Below are 20,674 nucleotides of genomic sequence, written 5' to 3'. Positions count from 1 at the left end.
TCCGTGTGGGTCAGGAGCGGGACAGCTCGTTGCGGAGTGCGCGGGCGGCGGCCACCAGGTGTTCGAGCGAGGCCCGGGTCTCGGGCCAGGCGCGGGTCTTCAGGCCACAGTCGGGATTGACCCAGAGCCGTTCGGCGGGGATGGCCTTCAGGCCGTCACACAGGAGGTCGGCCATCTCCTCGGCGCTGGGCACGCGGGGGGAGTGGATGTCCCAGACGCCTGGTCCGGCCTCGCGCGGGTAGCCGTGGACGGCGAGTTCGCGAGCCACCTGCATCTGGGAACGGGCCGCCTCCAGGCTGATGACGTCGGCGTCGAGGTCGTCGATGGCCCGCACGATGTCGCCGAACTCGGCATAGCACATGTGGGTGTGGATCTGCGTCTCCGGGCGGACGCCGGAGGTGGTGAGCCGGAAGGCTTCGGTGGCCCAGGACAGGTATCCGGCCCGGTCGGCGGTGCGCAGGGGCAGCGTCTCGCGCAGGGCGGGTTCGTCCACCTGGATGACGGACGTACCCGCGGCCTCCAGGTCGTGCACCTCGTCGCGCAGGGCGAGCGCGACCTGGCGGGCGGTGTCGGCGAGGGGCTGGTCGTCACGGACGAAGGACCAGGCGAGCATGGTGACGGGACCGGTGAGCATGCCCTTGACCGGGCGGCCGGTGAGGGACTGGGCGTACGTGGTCCAGCGCACGGTCATCGGGTCCGGACGGGAGATGTCGCCGGCCAGGATCGGCGGGCGGACGTAACGGGTGCCGTAGGACTGGACCCAGCCGTGCCGGGTGGCGAGGTAGCCGGTCAGCTGTTCGGCGAAGTACTGGACCATGTCGTTGCGTTCGGGTTCGCCGTGCACCAGGACGTCGAGGCCGGTCTGCTCCTGGAAGGAGATCACCTCCTGGATCTCCGTCTTGATCCGCTCCTCGTAGCCGGCCGTGTCGATCCGCCCGGCACGCAGGTCGGCGCGAGCGGTGCGCAGTTCGCCGGTCTGCGGGAAGGAACCGATCGTGGTCGTCGGCAGCAACGGCAGGCGCAGGTGCGAGCGCTGTGCCGCGGCGCGCTCCGCGTAGGACTGGGAACGTCGCGTGTCGGCCCCGGAGACCGCGGCGGCACGGGCGCGGACGTCGGGATCGCGGGTGATGGGGGAGTTGGCGCGGGAGGCGAGGTCGGCGCGGTTGGCCGCCAGGTCGGCGGCGATGGCGTCGGTGCCCTGGGCGAGGCCCCTGGCGAGGGTGACGACCTCGACGGTCTTCTCCTTCGCGAAGGCGAGCCAGCGCAGGATCTGCGGCTCGATGTCCCGCTCGGCGGCGGTGTCCAGGGGGACGTGCAACAGGGAACAGGAGGCGGACACGTCGACGCGGTCGGCCAGGCCCAGCAGGGTGCCGAGGGTCGACAGGGAGCGGGCGAGATCGTTGACCCAGATGTTGCGGCCGTTCACGACACCGGCGACCAGGCGTTTTCCGGGCAACCCGCCGACGGCGGCCAGCGCGTCGAGGTTGGCGGCGCTCCCGGTGAAGTCCAGGGCAAGCCCTTCGACCGGGGCCTTGGCGAGCATCGGCAGCGCATCGCCGAGCCGGTCGAAGTAGGAGGCGACCAGCAGCTTCGGCCGGTCGGCAAGGGCGCCGAGGTCGCGGTAGGCGCGTTCGGCGGCGTTGAGTTGGGCCGGGGTGCGGTCCTGCACGAGAACGGGTTCGTCCAGCTGCACCCACTCCGCGCCCGCGGCCCGCAGATCGGCCAGGACCTCGGCATAGACGGGCAGGAGCCGGTCCAGCAGGGTGAGCGGGTCGAAGCCCGCGGGCACGCCCGGGGCGGGTTTGGCCAGCAGAAGGTAGGTGACGGGACCGACGAGAACGGGCCGGGCAGTGAGGCCGAGGGCGAGGGCCTCCTTCAGTTCGTCGACCTGCTTGGTGGAGTCGGCGGTGAACGCGGTGTCCGGGCCCAGTTCCGGGACGAGGTAGTGGTAGTTGGTGTCGAACCACTTGGTCATTTCCAGTGGCGCCACCTCCTGGGTGCCGCGCGCCATGGCGAAGTAGCCGCCGAGCGCGTCGTCTGCCACGGCGGAACGGTGACGCTCGGGAATCGCGCCGACCATCACGGTGGTGTCGAGCACATGGTCGTAGTACGAGAAGTCACCGGTGGGTACGTCGTCGATGCCGGCGTCGGCCAACTGCTGCCAGTTCGTCCGGCGCAGCTCCGCGGCCGTGGCGCGCAGGGAGTCGGCGGTGACGTGGCCCTTCCAGTAACCCTCGACGGCCTTCTTCAGTTCCCGGTTCCGCCCCTGGCGGGGGTAGCCGTACACGGTGGCCCGTGCCGCCGCGGCTGCGGACTTCGTGGTCACGGAGATCTCCTTCGCGAGATGAATCCCTGAGATCCCGGAGACGGGACGAGTACGCGAAGGAGTGACACACCGGGCGTGACCTACGCTGCGCAGCAGGGCAGACACATCCGCCTGGTATGTACGCCGACCCGCCCTCGAGGTCACCGGGATGTCCACGCACGAACGGTTCGCGCGCGGGCAGTTGGCAGGTCTTCGGACTCGCGGGCACGTCCTCTCCGTTCGAGGACACCTACTGGCCGTCGCTTCCCGGGCCCGGTACCTCGGACCCAGTGCGTATGACGGCGGTCGTTCCCGCTCACCGCTGCGGGGCAGTCCCGGATTCCCACCGGGTTCCCTCTTACGACACCCCGTCTGGAGAACGGGGCGAACCAGCTGCTGCGGGCAGCCTACGGGCAGCCGGCCCGTCAGGAGTGCAGGCGCCCGGCATCCGGGCGGTGACCCGTGTCACGCCTCCGGAACCGCGCTCCTGCCCCGCGCGCCGGCGGGGTGGCGCGGACCGAGGAAGACGACGATGCCCTTGCCGGCGGGGGACGGGTGGGTGGCCTGCGTCCACCCCTGGCGGCGGTAGAAGGCCACGGCCCGCGTGTTCTGGACGGAGGTCAGCAGCCAGGCACGCCCGTCGGGCGCGCCCGCCGTCACCGCTTCTAGGAGGTCCCCGGCGAGTCCGGTGCCGCGTGCGGCGGGACGGACGGCCAGTTCGTCGATCTCCAGGGCCCCGCACAGCCAGTCCGCGGTGTCCGTGGGACCGAGGCCGGCGGCGGCCTGCGGGTAGCAGCGGTCGGTGGGGAAGGGCGCCGGGGTCGTCCAAGCGGTTGCGAAGCCCAGTAGGTCCCCGTCACGCACGGCGGTCGCGGCCGTGAAGCCGGGACGGCCCACGTTCGTCGGCAGCCGGCAGACGAATTCCGTCGCCCTTGCTTCGTCCTCGTTCCAGGGCGGGGCGCAGAAGGCGTCGACGTACACCGACCGCAGTGCGTCGGTGTGCACGAGCAGTTCGGCGCCCCGGTGGACGTGGATGTCGGCCCTCATCAGGCGGCCACCGCCCGTCCGGTGGCGGCCGGGTGCAGGGCGGCGTACTCCAGGGGCGCCGACGGGTCGATGGACACGTTGAGCGGGGCCGGTTCGGCTCCGGCCTGTACGAGGAGGTCGCCGACGGCCGCGATCATCGCGCCGTTGTCGGTGCACAGCCGCAGTGGCGGCACCCGCAGCTCGACCCCGGCCGCGCGGCAGCGCTCTTCGGCCAGTGACCGCACCCGCGAGTTCGCGGCGACGCCGCCGACCACGACGAGGGTGCCCACCCCGTGCTCGGCGCAGGCGGCGACGGCCTTGCGGGTCAGGACGTCGGCGACGGCCTCCTGGAGCGAGGCCGCGCCGTCGGCCACCGGCAGCTCACGTCCGGCATGTCCCTCCGCCCAGCGGGCGGCTGCCGTCTTCAGCCCCGAGAAGGAGAAGTCGTACGACCCCGGCAGCGGGCGCGGAAAGGGGACAGCGCGAGGATCCCCCACTCGCGCTGTCCGGTCGATGGCCGGACCGCCGGGGTACGGCAGTCCGAAGACCCGCGCCACTTTGTCGAAGCACTCCCCGGCCGCGTCGTCGAGCGTGTCTCCGAGGTGCGTGATCCGGTCCCGGGCAAGGTCGCGGACGAGGAGCAGAGAGGTATGGCCGCCGGAGACGATGAGGACCATGCACGGGTTGGGCAGCGGGCCGTGCTCCAGCGTGTCGGCGGCGACGTGCCCGGCCAGGTGGTGCACCCCGTACAACGGCACCCCGAGCGAGTAGGCGATGCCCTTCGCACCGGCGAGACCCACCTGCAGGGCACCCGACAGCCCGGGGCCGGTGGTCACGGCGACCGCCCCGATGTCGGACAGCCGCAGCCCGGCCTCGTCCAGTGCCCGCCGGACGACCGGACGCAGCGCGTGAAGGTGGGCGCGGGAGGCGATCTCGGGCACCACACCGCCGAAGCGGGCGTGCTCGTCCATGCTCGACGCCACCGCGTTCCCCAGCAGCCGCCCGTTCCGGACCAGACCGGCGCCCGTCTCGTCGCAGGACGACTCGATGCCCAGCACCACCGCAGACCCCATCGACCGACCTTTCTTGCACCTTGAAAGTTGTTGCGAACATTGTGCAATAAGATCGCTGTCGATGTGCGCCGCCACGGGAATCGACGCGCCTCGACGTGCACGTGGAGGTGGGACTGGCCAAGGTCGCGGCGGCCCGCACACTCCACCCGTCCTGCCCGGTTCGCCCTGTCTGTCCCGTCGCCAACGACGCCCCTCCTCGGGGAGGCGGTCGGCCGCAACTCGTCCGAAGTTCCCATGGGTTGACGTGACATGAATCACCGCGAGCGGGTTGAGTCGCGGGTCCGGGAACTTCTCGTACTCCCCCTGACGGGGCGTCGAGACTGCAAGGATGAGCCGCCATGAGTGCTGGGTGGTGTCTCCGCACGACAAGAGCCGCGGTCTTCGCGGCCGTCTGCGTGCTGCTCGCCGCCCTCGGACACGTGCTGATGTCGGGGGAGGGGCTGCCCTGGTGGGTGCTCCTCTCCGGCACCCTGGCGGTCGGGGCCGTCGGCTGGGCCTTCGGGGCCCACGAACGGCGCCGCCGTACGGTGGCAGGCCTGACGGTCGCCGTGCAGACCTGCCTGCACCTCGCCTTCACGCTCGCGCAGGCTGCCCGGGCCCATGACATCGCGGCCGCCGCGGGGTTGCACCACCCGGAGCACCTGGGCTCCCACGGTGCCGACAGCATGGCGTCGCTGGGCCACGGCATGGATTCCATGACCGGTATGGGTATGGGCGGCATGCATGACATGACGCACATGGCCGGCATGTCCTCCTGGGGCATGCCGGCCGTCCACCTGCTGGCCGCCGTGCTGTGCGGACTCTGGCTGGCCCAGGGCGAGAGCGCGCTCTTCAAGACGGTCCGCGCCTGCGCGGACCGCGCCTTCGTGCCGTTGCGGCTGGTTTTGGCGGTGCTCTGCCCGCCCTCTGCTCCGCCCTCCCTCCGGCCGGCTCCGCGGCCGAGGCGGCGGCTGCGGCAGCTCCTGCTCGTCCACGTCCTCACCACCCGGGGTCCTCCCGGGGAGACCGCTGTCGTCTGACAGCCGGAACACCGCCACCGCCCTCCGCGCGGCGGCGGTCGCCCGTCCGCGCCCCCGCGCGACGGGATCTCCCCCTCACCCGTGCCCCCGCCGACGGTCACCGTGCCGTGCCCGGTCGGTGTGCGCGGGACTCAGGAAGGACCCACAGGACCATGACCCCTGCCCTGCCCACCGTGACCGACGAGACGGTCACCGCCTGGGCGCTCGCCGCCGCCGCTGGCGACAGCGAGGCGGTCGACCGCTTCGTCCGGGCGCTGCAACGCGACGTGCGCCGCTACGTGGCGTACCTCGCCGACGACGTGCAGGCGGCGGACGATCTGACCCAGGACACGTTCCTGCGCGCCCTCACGGCACTGCCCCGGTTCGAGGGGCGTTCGTCGGCGCGCGTGTGGCTGCTGTCGATCGCCCGCCGGGCCGTCGTCGACAGTCTGCGCCGCGCCGCGTGCCGGCCCCGGACGGCAGGCAGCGACGACTGGCAGGCCGCCGCCGAACACGCCCAGCCGACGGGGCTTCCCGGCTTCGACGAGGGCATCGCGCTGTGGGAGCTGGTCGATGCCCTGCCCGGTGAGCGTCGTGAGGCATTCGTCCTGACCCAGCTCCTGGGGCTGCCGTACGCCGAGGCCGCCGAGATGAGCCGGTGTCCGGTCGGCACGGTGCGCTCCCGGGTGTCCCGCGCCCGGACCGCCCTGGTCGGGTGGGCTGCGGACGAGTCCGTAGCCCGTCAGCCCGTGGAGCGGACCGCGGCCTGACGGTCCGCCAGAGCTACCGGTCGATGCCCGCCGCCCTCGAAGCGACGGGCATCGGCCGGAACTCCCGGCCGGAACCCGGCAGTTACGTGACGTGCCTCACATTCGCCTCGGGGAACTCGCGGTGACCTCCCCCCGACTCCTCCTGCGAGCACCACTTCGGTCGATCGACACCGGTGGAGAAGAGAGGCACACATGTCCGAGAGCCCACCGCTGCCGGACACGCCGGTGACGCCACCGGCGAGCCCGGCGGCCGACGTCCCGCCACCCCGGTCGGACGGCGTCGTCAAGCCCGTGACGGCGACCGGTGGCGGCAGCGGAACGGCCTGGGGAAACCTGCGTCCCCTGCTGCTGCGCCTGCACTTCTACGCCGGTGTGGTCATCGGTCCGTTCCTCCTCGTCGCCGCGGTGACGGGACTCGCCTACACGGCCACGCCGCAGATCGAGTCGATGCTCTACGAGCACGAGTTGAAGGTGACGCCGCGGGGCTCGGCGGAACCGCTCTCCGCGCAGGTGGCCGCGGCCGAACGCGCCGTCCCGGACGGCACGTTGCTGTCGGTGACCAAGGGAGCCGGGCCCACCGACTCCACCCGCGTCACCTTCAGCAAGGACGGGCTGGCCGAGGGCTACACGCTGACCGCGTTCGTCGACCCGTACGACCACCAGGTACTGGGCACGCTGGAGACGTTCGGCCAGTGGCTACCGGCGCGGGCCTGGCTCGACGACCTCCACCGGAACCTGCACCTGGGCGAGTTCGGCCGCAACTACAGCGAACTCGCCGCCAGCTGGCTGTGGGTGGAGGTGCTCGGCGGACTCGCCCTGTGGGCCGGCACTCCGCGCAACCGGCAGCGGTTGCGGCGTCTGGTGGTGCCGGGCGGCGGCGCCAAGGGGCGGCGGCGCACGATGTCGTGGCACGGTGCGGTGGGGTTGTGGGCCTCGATCGGTCTGCTCGGCCTGTCGGCGACCGGCCTGACCTGGTCCGGTCACGCGGGAGCGAGTATCGGAGAGGTCCAGGACGCCCTGGGCGGCTCCACCCCCGCGGTCTCCACCGCGCTCCCCGCCGCCGGCGGAAAGGGGGGCGGCGAGGGAACGTCGTACGACCTCGGCATCGACGCCGCGGTGGCCTCCGCGCGCGACGCCGGCCTGCGCGGCGTACTGGTCGTCACCCCGCCCGCCGAGGCCGGAACCGCGTACGTCGTGAAGGAGAACACCCGCTCCTGGCCCGTACGGCAGGACTCGGTGGCGGTCGCCCCGGCCACCGGCGAGGTCATCCAGACCCTGCGTTTCGACGACTTCCCGGTACTGGCCAAGCTGACGAGCTGGGGCATCAACGCTCACATGGGTCTGCTCTTCGGCCTGGTCAACCAGATCGTCCTGGCGCTGCTCGCGATCGGGCTGATCGCGATGATCCTGTGGGGGTACCGCATGTGGTGGCTGCGCCGCCCGACCCGGAGCGAAGGTCTCGCGCTCGGCCGTGCGCCCGCGCGCGGCGCCTGGCGGCGCATTCCGGGACGCGTCCTGGCCCCCGCCGTGGTGCTCGCCGCAGTCGTCGGCTACTACCTGCCCTTGTTCGGGCTGCCGTTGCTGGTGTTCCTCGTCGCGGACGCGACAGTGGGCGCGGTGCGGCGACGCAGGGCGGGAGGCCTCGCATGATCGCCGCGAACGGACTGCGCTGGATCCTGACGCTGATGTTCGCCGCACCCGTTCTGTACGGGCTGTGGCGGCTGGTCCTGCCCACGACGGGCCTCACCGGGCGGGTGGGCCACGCGCTGCACGCCGCGATGGGAGTCCTCATGATCGCGATGACCTGGCCGTGGGGGATGGACCTGGCGGTGGCACCGCAGGTCGTCCTGTTCACGGCGGGTGCGCTGTGGTTCGTGGCGGCCTCCTTGATCCGGCCCGGTGCGCGCTCCAGGACCGGAGCGGTGAAGGCCGCCTGGCCGCACGTCCTCATGATGGGAGCCATGGCCTGGATGGTGGCGGCCATGGGGGGTTCGGGTGCGATGGCGGGTCACGGTGGCGGCACGGGCCACGCCGGGCACGAGGGGCACGCGGCGGCCGGCGCGTCGCTCGCCTCCATGAGCCTCACCGGCACGGGACCGAGCGTGGCGTCCGCCCTGCTCGCCGTGGCACTGACGGCGATCGGCCTGGTCTGGCTCGCCCGGTCCTTCGATCTAGCCCGGGTGCGGGTGCCGCTGCCCGCGGGCGGTCCGGCACCCGCAGGTGCGGACACCACCGCCGCACTCGATCCGGCCTGCCACGCGGTGATGGCACTGGGCATGGCGGTGATGTTCGCCCTGTTCGCGTAGGGAGTGACCGGGCGGCGTCCGCTCCGAGGCCCCTCTGTTCCCTTCGGTGACAGGCGTCACACCCGGGCCGGGGAACTCAAGCGTCGGCACCCCCGACTCCTGTACCGGTGCGGCTCGGTCCAGTGGAAGCCGTACGACGCGCGAGGCGATCGGGAGAGTCGACAGATGGCGCAGACACGGCAATCCGCTTCCCGTGCGCCGGCCGGGCCGGTGCAGCGGATCCTGCCGCCTCCCGCCCTGTGCGGGTTCCTCGTCCTGCTGGTACTGGCGTTCGCCGCCTCCTACGCCGTCGGCCAGGGGGTCGGCCCCGTCGCACCCGGCACGCACGGTCCCGGGATCACCCGGGACGGCCACGAGGACGGCGGCACGGACCCGGAGGACGACGACATGGGCGGCATGAACCACGGGGGCGGGCACTGATGGCCGGCGATGCGGCGTCCGTGCAGGAGGTGACCGACCTCGCGGTCGGTGGCATGACCTGCGCGGCCTGCGTGAAGCGGGTGGAGAAGAAGCTGGCCAAGCTGGACGGGGTCAGCGCGAGCGTGAACCTCGCCACCGGACGGGCCCGAGTGCACCACCCGCCCGAGGTGCTCCCGCAGCAGCTCGTCGCCGCCGTCGAGCAGGCCGGATACACGGCCGCGCTGCCCCAACCGGTCGAAGAGCGACGCCGCGAGAGCGACGACGATACGGGGACGGAAGCACAGCGGGAACGCAACCGGCTGGCGGTCACCGTCCTGCTCGCCGTACCCGTGCTGGTCCTGTCGATGGTCCCCGCCTGGCAGTTCCGCAACTGGCAATGGCTGTGCTTCGTGCTCGCCGCCCCCGTCGTCGTCTGGGGTGCCTGGCCCTTCCACCGGCGGGCGGCGCGGGGCCTGCGGCACTCGGCGTCGACCATGGACACCCTGGTGTCGCTGGGTGTCGTGGCCTCCTTCGCCTGGTCCTCCTACGCCCTGTTCATCGGCGGCGCCGGCGACCCGGACATGCGGATGCCCTTCAGCCTGGTGCCGACGGCGTCGGACGGTCTCGCCCACATCTACCTGGAGGCCGCCGTCGGCGTCCCCCTGTTCGTCCTGGCGGGCCGGTATGTGGAGGCGCGAGCCCGTCGTGGCACCGGCGCGGCCCTGCGCTCCCTGGCGGAGCTGGCCGTCAAGGAGGTCGCCGTACGTGACGACGCGGGGGAGCGTCGCATCCCGATCGAGGACCTCGGGACCGGGCAGATCTTCGTCGTGCGGCCCGGAGAACGCGTGGCCACCGACGGCACGGTCGCCGAAGGCAGTTCGGCCGTCGACCTCTCCCTGGTCACCGGGGAGAGCGAGCCGGCCGAGGTCGGCCCGGGCACGGCCGTGATCGGCGGCTCCGTGAACGTCGGCGGCCTGCTGGCCGTGCGGGCCACCGCGGTCGGCGCCGACACCCGACTGGCCCGCATCACCCGCATGGTGACCGAGGCCCAGGCGGGCAAGGCGCGCGCACAACGCCTCGCCGACCAGGTCGCCGGCGTCTTCGTGCCGGTCGTGCTCACCCTGGCCGCCACCGTCCTCGGCTTCTGGCTGGGCGCGGGCGCCGACCCCCAGGCCGCGATCACCGCTGCCGTGGCCGTCCTGGTCGTCGCCTGTCCCTGCGCCCTGGGGCTCGCCACCCCGACCGCCCTCATGGCAGCCACGGGACGTGGCGCTCAACTGGGTGTCCTGGTCAGCGGTCCGCAAGCACTGGAGGGGCTGCAGCACATCGACATCGTGGTGCTCGACAAGACCGGCACCCTGACCTCGGGGCACATGAGTGTCGCCAGGGTCACGGCGGCACCGCGAGGCATCGGCGAGGAGCAGGCGATCAGGCTGGCCGGTGCGGTCGAACAGGGCTCCGAGCACCCGCTGGGCCGAGCCGTCACGGCCTACGCCCGACGCGCCGTGCCGACGGGGACGCTGCCGGAGGTGACCGGCTTCGCCGCGCTGTCGGGGCGCGGCGTACGCGGCAAGGCCGAGGGACGGCTCGTGGAGGTCCTGGCCCCGGACGACGAGCTGCCCGCACCGCTGGCCGAGGCACTGACCGGGGCCGAGGCGGCCGCCCACACGGCTGTCGTGGTCCGCGTCGACGGGGTGAGCGAGGCGCTCGTCGAGGTCGGAGACGTACTGCGGCCGGGCAGCTACCGGGCCGTGGACCGGCTGCGCCGCCTGGGCGTACGGCCGGTGCTGGCCACCGGAGACCGCGAGGCACCCGCCCGCGCCGTCGCCGCCGCCCTGCGCATCGAGGACGTACACGCCCGTTGCACCCTCGAGGACAAGGCCGGTCTTGTCCGTCGACTACGGGACGAGGGCTGCCGGGTGGCCGTCGTCGGCGACGGCGTCAACGATGCCGCGGCCCTGGCCGGAGCCGACCTCGGCATCGCGATGGGCACCGGCACCGACGTGGCGATCGGAGCCGCCGACGTCACCCTGGTCCGCGGCGACATCGACGCCCTCGCGGACGCCGTCCGCCTCTCCCGCAGCACGCTGGCCACCATCCGCGTCAACCTCCTGTGGGCCTTCGGCTACAACGCCGTGACCGTGCCTCTGGCCATGGTCGGCCTGCTCAACCCGATGCCGGCCGCCGCCGCGATGTCCGTCAGCTCCCTGCTCGTGGTCGGCAACAGCCTGCGGCTCCGAGCCTGGCAGCCCTCACCGGCCCGCAGCCGTCCGTCCGCCTCACCCGCCCGTGGGAGGAGCCTTCGATGACGGCTTCCGCCTGGACACCCACCCCGCGCCGACTGGCGGATACCGCCCTGGCCGCCCTGGCACCGATCTGCGCCTGCGTGCTGGCCCTGGGCGCTCTCGCGGTCTGGACCGCCACGGGCAACGCGGGCACCCCCGCACGCATCGGCGTCACCGACGCACGGCTCTTCCTCCCGTCCCAGGGAGTTCCGGAGACGGCAGCCTTCTTCAAGATCACCAACACCGGGGGCGCCCAGGACCGGCTGGTGGGGGTGACCTCGTCCGACGTCACCGAGGGCATCTCCCTCAGCAGCCACCGGATGACCGCCGGCGGAGCCGCCTACCGCAGCCCCACGGAGTCACTCCCGGTCCCCGTCGGCGGCACCCTCGACATGTCGCCGCACAGCAGCGATGTGACCGTCCCGGCCGCGGCCCGCTGGAAGGCGGGCGACCTGGTGCCCTTCACCCTTCACTTCGAGCACAGCGGACGCATGGACGTCCTGGCGGTGGTCGTCCGGCCCGGATCCTGACGACGCCGCTGCGTGAGGGCGGGCGCAGGGAGATCAGGGCAGCCAGCGGGAGAGCTGACAGCTTCTAGGCGGTGACGGCGTCGGCCCGGGAGCGGTGGGCGCGGATCTCCGTGTGGTGGTCCGCGGCCCAGGCGATCAGCCGCATGGCGATCTCGTGCAGGCCGCGGCCGAGCGGGGCGAGGGCGTACTCCACACGCGGCGGAACCTCGGCGTAGGCGGTGCGCGTGATCAGACCGTCCTCGACGAGCTGGCGCAGCGTGTGGGTGAGCATGCGCTGGGAGATGCCGGGGATCCGGCGCTGCAGGTCGGTGTAGCGCAGCGGGCCGTCGTCCAGGACGACGACGATCAGCATGCTCCACTTGTCGCCGACCCGGTCCAGCACCTGCCGGATGAAGGGCATGTGCTCGGCGGGGATGCTCGCACACGGCCCGGTCGCGGCCGCCATCTCCGTATCGGTGCTGTCCGGCATGGCACCCATTCCTCTCCGTCGCGCACACGCGTGTGCCTTTTGTAACGACTTCCATACTGGCGCATCATGGCGCTACGAACAAAACGTAGGAATTGGAGGTCAGGCCATGAAGGTAGAAATCTGGGCCGAGATCACCTGCCCCTGGTGCGGGCTCGGCAGCCACCGGGTGGACCGGGCCGTGGAGCGGTTCGAGCACAGCGACGAGGTCCAGACGGTCCACCACTCCTTCCCGCTGGGCGGCGGCCTTCCCACGGACCGCACGATCGGCGTCCGCGAGATCCTGCTGCGCAAGTACGGCATGAGCGGCGCGCGGGCGGAGGCGGCGACCGGGCAGATCGAGACGCTGGCCGCCGCCGAGGGACTGAGCCCCTACCGGGTGCTGGACAACGTCGTCGGCAACACCGACCTGGCACACGAGTTCCTGGCCCACGCCACCGCGCAGGGCAAGAACCGCGAAGCCTGGGACACGGTCTTCCACGCCTACTTCGGCAAGGCAGACCCCGTCTTCACCCTCGACGACCTGCTTCGGCTCTCCGACGAGCTGGGCCTGGACCACGACCTGACACGCCGGGCACTCACCGAGCGCCGGTACCGCACCCAGGTCCGGGAAGACGCCCGCCGCGCTCAGCGTCTGGGCGCCACCGGTGCCCCGTTCACCGTCGTCGACGGCCGTTACGGCGTCCCCGGCGCCCAGAGCGGCGACGCCCTGCTCGCCCTGCTCCGTTCCGCCTGGGACGAGGCCCACCCCGTCACCCTCGCCCCCGCGGGCGACGCCCCGGGCTGCGGCCCCGCCGGATGCGCCGTCCCCGCCCGCCCCTGACCCGTCACTCCGCCCCGTCTCCTCGAAAGGCGCAACCACCATGTCGTACCTGCTGCACATCGACTCCTCCTCGCTCGGCGAGGCCTCCGTCTCCCGCCAGGTCGCCCAGTCCTTCCGCGACCAGTGGCAGGGGCCGGTCGTCCACCGCGACCTCGCTGCCTCTCCGGTGCCGCACCTGACGGCGGCGGGCGTCACCGCCCGCAGCACCGACCCGGCCCGGCACACCCCCGAGCAGGCCAAGGCCCAGGCACTGCAGGACGAGCTGATCGAGGAGTTCCTCGGCGCCGGCGCGTACCTGTTCACGGTGCCGTTGTACAACCTGTCCATGCCGTCGGCGTTCAAGGCGTGGCTGGACCAGATCCTCGTCACGGACCGTACCTTCACCCACACCGGCGCCTCCCCGGCCGCGGGCCGCCCCGCCCTGCTGATCTCCGCCCGGGGCGGCAGCTATGCCCCCGGCGCTCCGAGGGAGGGCCTGGACTACCTGGTGCCCACGCTGGAAACCGTCCTGGGCCACGAGGACCTCCTCGGCCTGGACGTCACCACCGTGACCCCCGAGCTGACCATGGCCCCGCACGCCCCGGCCCTCACCGCGCTCCTGCCCCTGCACGAGGCGTCCATGACGGCCGCCCACGACCAGGCCCGCACCCTCGCCACGACCTTCGCCACCCGGGCCGCCTGACGATCACCCGAGCAGCCGACCCGCCGCACGACGGCGCGCCCCGGTGGGAAATACTCTCCCGATGAGGCCTCGTACTTCCCCGGGCAGCCCGCCGATCACCGTGCGGAGGGCCGTCGCGCGGGATGCCAAGCGGCTCACGCGGCTGGTGCGTGGGTCAGGTGCCTACGCGGGCCAGTACGCGGCCGCGGTCGCGGGCTACCGGGTCGGGCCCGATTACATCGAGGCCCACCGGGTCTTCGTGGCCGTCGCCGACGACGGCCGGGGAGGCCGGGTCCTCGGGTTCTACTCGCTCGTCCTCGCTCCACCGGAGCTCGACCTGCTCTTCGTCGCCGACGAAGCGCAAGGGCGGGGCATCGGACGGCTGCTCGTCGCGCACATGCGGTCGGAGGCCCGGGCCGCCGGGCTCGACCGTGTCAGGGTCGTGTCGCATCTCCCGGCCGAGGGCTTCTACCACCGCGTCGGCGCGGTGCGGATCGGGACCGTGCTCGCCAACCCGCCCGCGGTGCCGTGGGACCGTCCCGAATTCGAGTTCCGCGTCTCCTCGGAATGACGCGGCGCGCCCGTCGGACGCGCCGCCTTCGGAGGGTCGGTGACGCGGGTCGGGACCGAGGCGGGGGGGGCAAAGCCCGGGTGCCGCTTGCCTCCAGGGCACAGGGCACCGTACGGGCTCACGTCAGGTCGGCGATCAGGTCTCCGGCGGTGACCTGAGTCAGGGTCTGCGACGCCTCCCCGGTGCCCGGGAAGAGCCGGTAGGACGTGCCCGTCGCCCCCGGCGGGTGGACGTCCCCGTGGACCGTCGCGAGGAAGACCCGCTTGCCGGCGGCGAGACCGGTCGCGGCCGCGTCGGGGTCGACGTGCTCGAGATGCTCCTCGGCGTCCTTCAGCGACGACACCCTCACGGCGAACGCGGCCGCGGTCTCGCCGGGGCGCCGCCCGTAGCGGAGCAGGGCCGGCTGCGGTTCTCGGGACACCACCGCCACCTGCGAAGAGAGCGCGGCCGCCCGCCGGACCGCGAGGTCCCACAGGGTGACCCGGCCACCCGAGGTGAACTGCTGCCAGAGGTCCGCGGCCACCGTGGCCAGACCGTCGCCGCCGTGCGAACCGACACTCTGGAAGCCGCCCGTGGGCGGCAGGTGGGTGTCGGTCCACAGCGCCCGCCGTCCGCCCAGGTCGACGATCATCGGCAGGCACACCTTCGAGTCGCCCGCCAGGTCGAACCGCTGCCGGACCGTGCGCGGGTCGTAGGACGCGTCGCGTGGGCCGTCCGCGGGCAGGGCCATGAAACCCGCGAACGCGTCCGGCAGTTCTTCGAACGGGATGTTGTTGAAGCTGAAGACCAGCGGGACGGCGTAGACGTCCCCCCGCCGCGCGAGGCGCTCCAGATCCAGGTCCACGTACTCGGTGGCACCGCGCGGCGCCGGGGCCGACGTGAGGTCGCCGGAGTGGACCGCCGCGTCCCGGCCGTGCACCAGGTTCGTGTAGTCGCACAGGCCGGTGAACGTCCACCCGGCGTCGAAGAACGCGACGGACAGGTCCAGGTCGGTGCGATTGCCCTGCGGTTCCGTCCAGTGCAGGAAGAGCCGGAGTACGCCACCCTCGGGGAGCGCCTGGGTGCTGCCGCGCCCCACGGTCACCAGGGCCTTCGCCGCGGTCCGCTCGGTGAACGGCACGGTGAGGTCGGTCAGACCGGCGTCCAGCACCGACAGCTCGTACGGCTCCCCGGCGGCGAACCGGCGCAGCAGTTCCCCCTCCAACAGCGCGACGACTTCCGACACCAGCGAGGTGGGCAGCGCGGGGCGCCGCTCGGGTACGGACAGGGCCCGGGTGACGTCCCCGCGCGGAAAGAACACCCGGCGGCCACCGGCGCGGTCCTCGGTGCGCACCCGCAGCGCCCCGAGCGCCGACAGCAGCGGACCCGGCCCCACCTTCGCCAGCCCGCGCCGAAGAGCCGTCGCCAGCTCGGGGACCGGCACGTCGCCGGTGTGCAGGCGCAGCAACACGTCCAGGCGACGTACCAGTTCACCGGGGCGTTCCCCGGCAAGGGCCGACGCCCGTCCGGCGTCGCCCTCGGCCACGGCCTGCTCCAGCCGTCCCGACCAGGTGGCCGGGCGGATCCGCGGGCCGGCCACGCGCACGGCGTCCGGGTACGCGGCGGCCGTGTCGAGCAGGGCGGCGCCGAACGCGGTGCCCTGATCCACCGAGGTGTCGCGCAGCACCGCGAAGGCGAGGGCGGCACGCGGATGCCTGGTGTGCCGCTCGAAGGGGTGCAGGACCTCCGCGGCCCGCTTCCACGGCGTGGGATGCCGCAGCACGTCCTCCACCAGGTACGGCGTCGGCAGGCCGTCGAGGACGGAGAGCAGATCGCGGCGCAGGGAGCGCGGGACGTTCGTGAAACGCGACGGCGTCACCAGCCCGGCGTCACCGCCGGAGACCACGGCGAGCAGGCGCAGCACGTCGGTGGCGGTGGTGAGCCGCTCGGTCAGCAGGTCACGCAGGGGCAGTTCCGGCGGCGCCTCGCGCACCAGCGCGCCCAGCACCAGTGCCTTGGTCTCGCGCACCGGGATGTCCTCGGGCAGCAGGCCCCGCCCGGCCGGGGTGAGCGGCAGCAGGGTCACCAGGTCGTACCGGTCCTGCGGCGAGAGCGGAGTGCGGCGGGCCAGCAGGGCGTCCACCGCCGAGGTCGCGTCGGCGGCCAGGGCGGTGCCCAGGCGCAGCAGCCGCAAGGGTCCCGGTACGACCGCCTTGGCGGCGCCGACGGCGCGCACGGGGCGCAGGAAGGGGTCGTCGGCGTCGATACGGCGGTGGCACAACGGGCAGCCCGCGTAGTCGGACCCGTCCCAGCACAGCCGGCACACCAGGTGCGCACAGGGGGACACGGGCCGGACGGTGCGCGCCTCCCCGCACAGCACGCAGGGCTGCTCCGGCTGCTGGAGCAGGTAGGCGAAGACCCGGTCGACGTACAGCGCTTCGGTGTTGCGCGGCACGGTGCGGGGGAAGCGGCGGAACAGCGGGGTGTGGGTACGGTCGGAGCCGAGCAGGTCGTCGACGAGTCCGACCAGGCGTATGTGCGCGGCCGCCAGCTCCCCGGAATCCAACGAGGCCAGGGCCTCGTGCAGTCGCGCGGAGAGGACGTGGCCGCGGCCGAGCAGTTCGGCCTCGAGCCGGCGCAGTGCCGGTCCCGTTCCGCTTCCCGACACGGACCCCCGGTCCACGTACACGCTCTGGTCACGGCGCAGCAGTACGGACTCGGCAGCGAGCAACAGGAAGCCCTCCACGACGGCTCAACACGGAAGAGACGGAAGAACGGGGGCGGAGAGTGGGCGCGCCGGGTCTTTTCAGGAAGGTGAGAAGGATGCACGCCGGGGAGCCGCCCCCGTCGCCGGTCATCCCATCACAGGCTCGCGGCACCGCCAACGTATTTTCCGACCGGCCGGTGGGCCGCCCATGGAGGGGCCGACCGGTCCGGCGGGTGAGCCGGACCGGTCGGCCCCTGTCCAGGTCGGTCAGTGGTGACCGTGCGGCCGCAGCCACTGCGGTCGGTGGGCGGCGGGGCGCCGGTGTCCGGCCGGCTCGGCCGCGTCGTCCGTGCTGCCCCGGCCTTCCAGCCGGCCGGCCATCGCGTCGCGCTCGGCGGCGGCCTGCTTGGCGGTCTCACGTTCCGTGCGGCGCTTCTTGCCGCGGTGGCGTGCCAGGACGGTCCCGGCCAGGAGCATCCACATGCCCAGGCCGAAGATCAGGGTCAGGGCGATGCCACCGAGGAACGCCCCGAGCGTACTGATCGTGAATGGCTCGCTCCCCAGCAGGGTCACGGTGTAGTCCGGACCGCCGGACAGGTTGTACGCGATCAGCAGGCCCGCGAAGGCGGCGGCGCCCGCCATGAGCAGGAGACCCAGCACCAGCATGTTTCTCACCTCGTCGCACGTGGATGTCCTCCACCCGGGTCACCATGAGGAATGGTGCAAAACGCGCGACACAGGGGCAGAACGTCGTGCTCACCGGTACAGCCCGGCCTCCGGGCCGGATGCGGCGGCGTTCTACCCTGGCCGTCGAGTGCCGCTGCGGGCCGGCCGGCCCGTGACCCCCGATGCTCCGGAGTAGGAGACCAGTCTGTGGATCTGCGAGCTGCCCTGGCCGCACACCGCCTCGTCGCCATCGTGCGCGGAGACGACGCCGACGCCGCGCTGCGCACCGTGCTGACGCTGGCGGAGGAGGACGTGGAACTCATCGAGGTGTCGTTGACCGGCAAGGACGCCCTGCGGGTCATAGCACGCGCCAGAGCGGCCCTCGGCCCCGACCGGCCCCTGGGCGCCGGGACGGTCCTCACCGCGGACGACGCGGTGGCCGCCCACCGGGCAGGCGCCGACTTCGCGGTCACGCCGGGTCTGGGGGAGGGGGTCACGGCGGCCCGGGAACGGGGCATGCCCGTTCTGGCCGGGGTCATGACGCCCACCGACGTCATCACCGCGCGCACCCTCGGCGCCACCGCGCTGAAGATTTTCCCGGCGGCCCAGGCGGGTGGACCCGCCTACGTGAAGGCGTTGCGCGGGCCCTTTCCGCACGAGACCCTCGTGCCCGTCGGCGGTGTCGACGAGGCGGCGGCCCGTGCCCATCTGGCGGCGGGTGCCACCGCGGTCGGGGTCGGTTCCCCGCTGATCGGCGACGCCGCGGACGGAGGCAGCCTCGACGACCTCCGCACCCGTGCCCGCGCCTTCCGCGCCGCCGTGGGGGAGGCCCGGCCGTGACCGGCGCACGGCCCGAGCCCGAGCCCGAGGAGCACGACGACACCCTCGTACGCAGCCCGGGGAGTGACGCGACCGGTCCGGCCACGGGTCCCTGGCGGCCGCCGCGGGGACCGGTGGTGTGTCTGGGGGAGACCATGGCGGCCCTGGCCCCGGGCCCGTCGGACTCGCTGGACGACACCGAGTCCCTGCGCCTGTCGGTGGCGGGCGCCGAGTCGAACGTGGCCATGTACCTCGCGGACCTGGGCCTGCCCGTCTCCTGGCTCTCGGCGGTCGGTGACGACGCGCTCGGCCGGCGGGTGCGGGCGGCCGTCGCGCGGGCGGGCGTGGACGTATCCGGCGTGCGCACCGACCCGGCACGGCCGACCGGGCTGCTCCTGAAGGACCCGGGCGCCGCCGGGACCCGCGTGCACTACTACCGCCGGGGTTCGGCGGCTTCGGCGCTCGGCCCCGACGTGCTGGACGACGAACGGTTCGGCGGGGCCGCCCTCCTCCACCTGACCGGGGTGACCCCGGCGCTGTCCCCGTCCTGCCGGGCCCTGGTGGAACGGGCACTGCGCACTGCCCCGGCGCGGCGCACCCACGCCGTCAGCTTCGACGTCAACCACCGCGCCGCACTGTGGCCGCCGGACACGGCCGCCGCGGTCCTCCGGGATCTGGCCGACCGTGCCGACATCGCCTTCGTCGGCCTGGACGAGGCCCAGGACCTGTGGGGCGCCGACCTGACCGCGACGGACGTCCGCCGGTTGCTGAGCGGCCCGCGCGTCCTCGTCGTCAAGGACGGCGGGCGCAGTGCCACCGCGTTCACCGGGCAGGGGGCGTGCACCGTGCCCGCGCTGAGCACCGAGGTCGTGGAGCCGGTGGGGGCGGGCGACGCGTTCGCCGCCGGATTCCTCGCCGGACTGTGGCGCGGCAAGGACCTCACCCGGGCCCTGCGCCTGGGCCACATCACGGCGGCCTCCGCGCTGAAGGTCGTGGGGGACCACGGACCCCTGCCCGACGAGGACACCGTCGGGGCCATGCTGTCCCTCACCGAGCAGGACTGGTGTCAGGCGCCGGCATCCTAGGGCGTCAGCACGACCTGCTCGTGGCGTCGTAGGGCGTCAGCACGACCTGCTGGTGGCTCCGTCGACGACGAATCCGATCCCGATGCCGAGCATCCAGGTGTCCTTCGCCAGGGCCGTCCCGTCCTGCGTCGGGCGCAGGCTGCCCTCCTCGCGCATCCCCGGGGTGCGCAGATACAGACCCACCAGCCCGGCCGAGAAGGCGGTCAGACCGATGCCCGCCACAGCGGTCGGCACGACCGGCAGGAGCAGCGCCGCACCGAGCGTCATCTCACCGGCGGAAAGCAGGCGGAGGAAGGTAGCGGGCCGCAGTCTGCCGAGGAACGGATAGGTGTTCTTCGCCATCCCGTGCATCATCGCGGCGGTCTGCTCGTCGGCCCCCCGCTTGGCCAGACCGGAATTGAGAATGAAGGCCCCGGTGGCGAGTCGTGGGGCGACATGCCTGAGCTCGATGGGCAGACGCATGGGAACTCCTAGCGGCGTTTCCTCGAAGACACGCCCAGGCTAGGACGCCCGGGTGCCCCGCGCAGTGCGGGCGACCGAGACCTGCGCCGATCGGGTCACGGCGCCGCGCCCCCGTCGCCTACGCCCGGGCCAGTACGGGCGGATACTCCCGCCGCGGGACGCCTCGGCGGCCGCCGACCGGCAGCGTGGGTGGTGTGAAACTCGGCCGCCCCGCACGCAGGGCCTCCCTCGTCGTCCATGTCCTCGCCTCCGCCGCCTGGCTCGGGCTCACCCTCGGGCTGCTGGCGCTCGGTGTCACCGCGGCGACCGGCGCCTCCCCGGTGGCGGTGGAGGCCGCCGTCCGCTGCATGAAGCTGTTCGCCGACTGGCTGCTGCTCCCCCTCGCCCTGCTCACCCTGGTGAGCGGTCTGGTGCTGGCCCTGGGCACGCCGTGGGGTCTCGCCCGGCACCGGTGGGTGTACACCAAGTTCTGGCTGACCCTGGGCACGACCGTCGCCACGGTCTTCGCGCTGCGCCCCGGGGTGAACGCGGCGGTCGCCGCCGTGGCCGCCGGCGAGTCGCTGCCCGACGCGGGAGACGTGCTCTTCGGGCCGATGGTCTCCCTGTCCGCCTACGTGTTCATGACGGTGCTCTCGCTCCTCAAGCCCTGGGGACTCACCCGGCGGGGCCGCCGACTGCGCGAGCGTCCCGCGGGCGTCCGTCCGCCGCTCACCCGCTCGGGCACAGGGTGAAATCCTTTTCAG

Annotated in this window: 20 protein-coding genes and 1 riboswitch; of the genes, 13 read left to right on the top strand and 7 right to left on the bottom strand. The window is 73.1% G+C overall.

The features are described 5' to 3' along the window. Positions 1–10: 10 nt before the first annotated feature. The 3 genes from metE to tsaD all read right to left on the bottom strand — a co-directional run bounded on the left by metE (position 11) and on the right by tsaD (position 4,404). Entirely contained in the window at positions 11–2,326 is a 2,316-nt protein-coding gene (gene metE / locus ACZ7MF_RS18820) for a 5-methyltetrahydropteroyltriglutamate--homocysteine S-methyltransferase (RefSeq protein ID WP_471477909.1), read from the bottom strand. Between the two features lie 178 nt (positions 2,327–2,504). Next, positions 2,505–2,701: riboswitch (cobalamin riboswitch) on the bottom strand. Positions 2,702–2,770: 69 nt separating this feature from the next. Beyond that, a complete protein-coding gene (locus ACZ7MF_RS18815; RefSeq protein WP_471477907.1) occupies positions 2,771–3,352 on the bottom strand; it encodes a GNAT family N-acetyltransferase in 582 nt (193 codons plus the stop codon). Beyond that, positions 3,352–4,404 carry a tRNA (adenosine(37)-N6)-threonylcarbamoyltransferase complex transferase subunit TsaD gene (gene tsaD / locus ACZ7MF_RS18810; RefSeq protein WP_471477906.1) on the bottom strand — a complete coding sequence of 351 codons (1,053 nt, stop codon included), beginning with the start codon at positions 4,402–4,404 and terminating at the stop codon, positions 3,352–3,354. The genes ACZ7MF_RS18815 and tsaD overlap by 1 nt, the downstream gene beginning before the upstream one ends. Positions 4,405–4,742: 338 nt before the next feature. Here tsaD and ACZ7MF_RS18805 point away from each other — a divergent pair, with 338 nt between their 5' ends. From ACZ7MF_RS18805 to ACZ7MF_RS18775, 7 genes are all read left to right on the top strand, one after another. Then, positions 4,743–5,423 (top strand): hypothetical protein, encoded by a 681-nt coding sequence (locus tag ACZ7MF_RS18805; RefSeq protein WP_471477904.1) that lies wholly within the window; start codon positions 4,743–4,745, stop codon positions 5,421–5,423. 152 nt (positions 5,424–5,575) lie between these two features. Continuing rightward, a complete protein-coding gene (locus ACZ7MF_RS18800) occupies positions 5,576–6,172 on the top strand; it encodes a sigma-70 family RNA polymerase sigma factor (protein ID WP_471477903.1) in 597 nt (198 codons plus the stop codon). 192 nt (positions 6,173–6,364) lie between these two features. Next, positions 6,365–7,822 carry a PepSY-associated TM helix domain-containing protein gene (locus ACZ7MF_RS18795; protein ID WP_471477902.1) on the top strand — a complete coding sequence of 486 codons (1,458 nt, stop codon included), beginning with the start codon at positions 6,365–6,367 and terminating at the stop codon, positions 7,820–7,822. Beyond that, on the top strand, positions 7,819–8,478 hold the full coding sequence (locus ACZ7MF_RS18790; protein WP_471477901.1) for a DUF5134 domain-containing protein: 660 nt from the start codon (positions 7,819–7,821) through the stop codon (positions 8,476–8,478). The genes ACZ7MF_RS18795 and ACZ7MF_RS18790 overlap by 4 nt, the downstream gene beginning before the upstream one ends. Before the next feature lie 165 nt (positions 8,479–8,643). Then, the gene (locus ACZ7MF_RS18785) at positions 8,644–8,898 is read left to right on the top strand and encodes a hypothetical protein (protein WP_471477900.1); all 255 of its coding nucleotides are present in this window, start codon (positions 8,644–8,646) and stop codon (positions 8,896–8,898) included. Then, positions 8,898–11,186 carry a heavy metal translocating P-type ATPase gene (locus ACZ7MF_RS18780; RefSeq protein WP_471477899.1) on the top strand — a complete coding sequence of 763 codons (2,289 nt, stop codon included), beginning with the start codon at positions 8,898–8,900 and terminating at the stop codon, positions 11,184–11,186. Before ACZ7MF_RS18785 ends, ACZ7MF_RS18780 begins: the two co-directional genes overlap by 1 nt. Then, on the top strand, positions 11,183–11,692 hold the full coding sequence (locus ACZ7MF_RS18775) for a copper chaperone PCu(A)C (RefSeq protein WP_471477898.1): 510 nt from the start codon (positions 11,183–11,185) through the stop codon (positions 11,690–11,692). The genes ACZ7MF_RS18780 and ACZ7MF_RS18775 overlap by 4 nt, the downstream gene beginning before the upstream one ends. A 64-nt stretch (positions 11,693–11,756) precedes the next feature. Here the strand turns inward: ACZ7MF_RS18775 and ACZ7MF_RS18770 are convergent, their stop codons facing one another. After that, the gene (locus ACZ7MF_RS18770; RefSeq protein WP_471477897.1) at positions 11,757–12,170 is read right to left on the bottom strand and encodes a winged helix-turn-helix transcriptional regulator; all 414 of its coding nucleotides are present in this window, start codon (positions 12,168–12,170) and stop codon (positions 11,757–11,759) included. Positions 12,171–12,267: 97 nt separating this feature from the next. Between ACZ7MF_RS18770 and ACZ7MF_RS18765 the strand changes: the two genes are divergently transcribed. From ACZ7MF_RS18765 to ACZ7MF_RS18755, 3 genes are all read left to right on the top strand, one after another. Continuing rightward, the gene (locus ACZ7MF_RS18765) at positions 12,268–12,981 is read left to right on the top strand and encodes a DsbA family oxidoreductase (protein WP_471477896.1); all 714 of its coding nucleotides are present in this window, start codon (positions 12,268–12,270) and stop codon (positions 12,979–12,981) included. 40 nt (positions 12,982–13,021) lie between these two features. Further along, positions 13,022–13,663 (top strand): FMN-dependent NADH-azoreductase, encoded by a 642-nt coding sequence (locus ACZ7MF_RS18760; RefSeq protein ID WP_471477895.1) that lies wholly within the window; start codon positions 13,022–13,024, stop codon positions 13,661–13,663. Between the two features lie 61 nt (positions 13,664–13,724). Beyond that, on the top strand, positions 13,725–14,213 hold the full coding sequence (locus ACZ7MF_RS18755) for a GNAT family N-acetyltransferase (RefSeq protein WP_471477893.1): 489 nt from the start codon (positions 13,725–13,727) through the stop codon (positions 14,211–14,213). 118 nt (positions 14,214–14,331) lie between these two features. Here ACZ7MF_RS18755 and ACZ7MF_RS18750 read toward each other — a convergent pair whose 3' ends face one another. Together ACZ7MF_RS18750 and ACZ7MF_RS18745 are read right to left on the bottom strand one after the other, a co-directional pair. Continuing rightward, positions 14,332–16,923 carry an MXAN_6230/SCO0854 family RING domain-containing protein gene (locus ACZ7MF_RS18750; protein ID WP_471477892.1) on the bottom strand — a complete coding sequence of 864 codons (2,592 nt, stop codon included), beginning with the start codon at positions 16,921–16,923 and terminating at the stop codon, positions 14,332–14,334. Positions 16,924–17,166: 243 nt separating this feature from the next. Next, on the bottom strand, positions 17,167–17,565 hold the full coding sequence (locus ACZ7MF_RS18745) for a hypothetical protein (RefSeq protein ID WP_471477890.1): 399 nt from the start codon (positions 17,563–17,565) through the stop codon (positions 17,167–17,169). A 207-nt stretch (positions 17,566–17,772) separates the two neighbouring features. Here ACZ7MF_RS18745 and ACZ7MF_RS18740 point away from each other — a divergent pair, with 207 nt between their 5' ends. Further along, a complete protein-coding gene (locus ACZ7MF_RS18740) occupies positions 17,773–18,405 on the top strand; it encodes a bifunctional 4-hydroxy-2-oxoglutarate aldolase/2-dehydro-3-deoxy-phosphogluconate aldolase (protein ID WP_471477888.1) in 633 nt (210 codons plus the stop codon). Beyond that, positions 18,402–19,469: a sugar kinase gene (locus ACZ7MF_RS18735; protein WP_471477887.1), complete on the top strand. Its 1,068-nt coding sequence runs from the start codon at positions 18,402–18,404 to the stop codon at positions 19,467–19,469. Before ACZ7MF_RS18740 ends, ACZ7MF_RS18735 begins: the two co-directional genes overlap by 4 nt. Before the next feature lie 36 nt (positions 19,470–19,505). Here ACZ7MF_RS18735 and ACZ7MF_RS18730 read toward each other — a convergent pair whose 3' ends face one another. After that, the gene (locus tag ACZ7MF_RS18730) at positions 19,506–19,931 is read right to left on the bottom strand and encodes a hypothetical protein (protein WP_471477886.1); all 426 of its coding nucleotides are present in this window, start codon (positions 19,929–19,931) and stop codon (positions 19,506–19,508) included. Positions 19,932–20,125: 194 nt separating this feature from the next. On the opposite strand from ACZ7MF_RS18730, the gene ACZ7MF_RS18725 reads away from it, so the two are divergent. Beyond that, the gene (locus tag ACZ7MF_RS18725; RefSeq protein WP_471477884.1) at positions 20,126–20,662 is read left to right on the top strand and encodes a DUF2269 family protein; all 537 of its coding nucleotides are present in this window, start codon (positions 20,126–20,128) and stop codon (positions 20,660–20,662) included. Positions 20,663–20,674 lie beyond the last annotated feature (12 nt).

It is taken from the genome of Streptomyces sp. NPDC111628 (assembly GCF_055635195.1).
The sequence above is the reverse complement of the archived record's forward strand: the minus strand, read 5'-3'. Positions and strand labels throughout refer to the sequence as shown.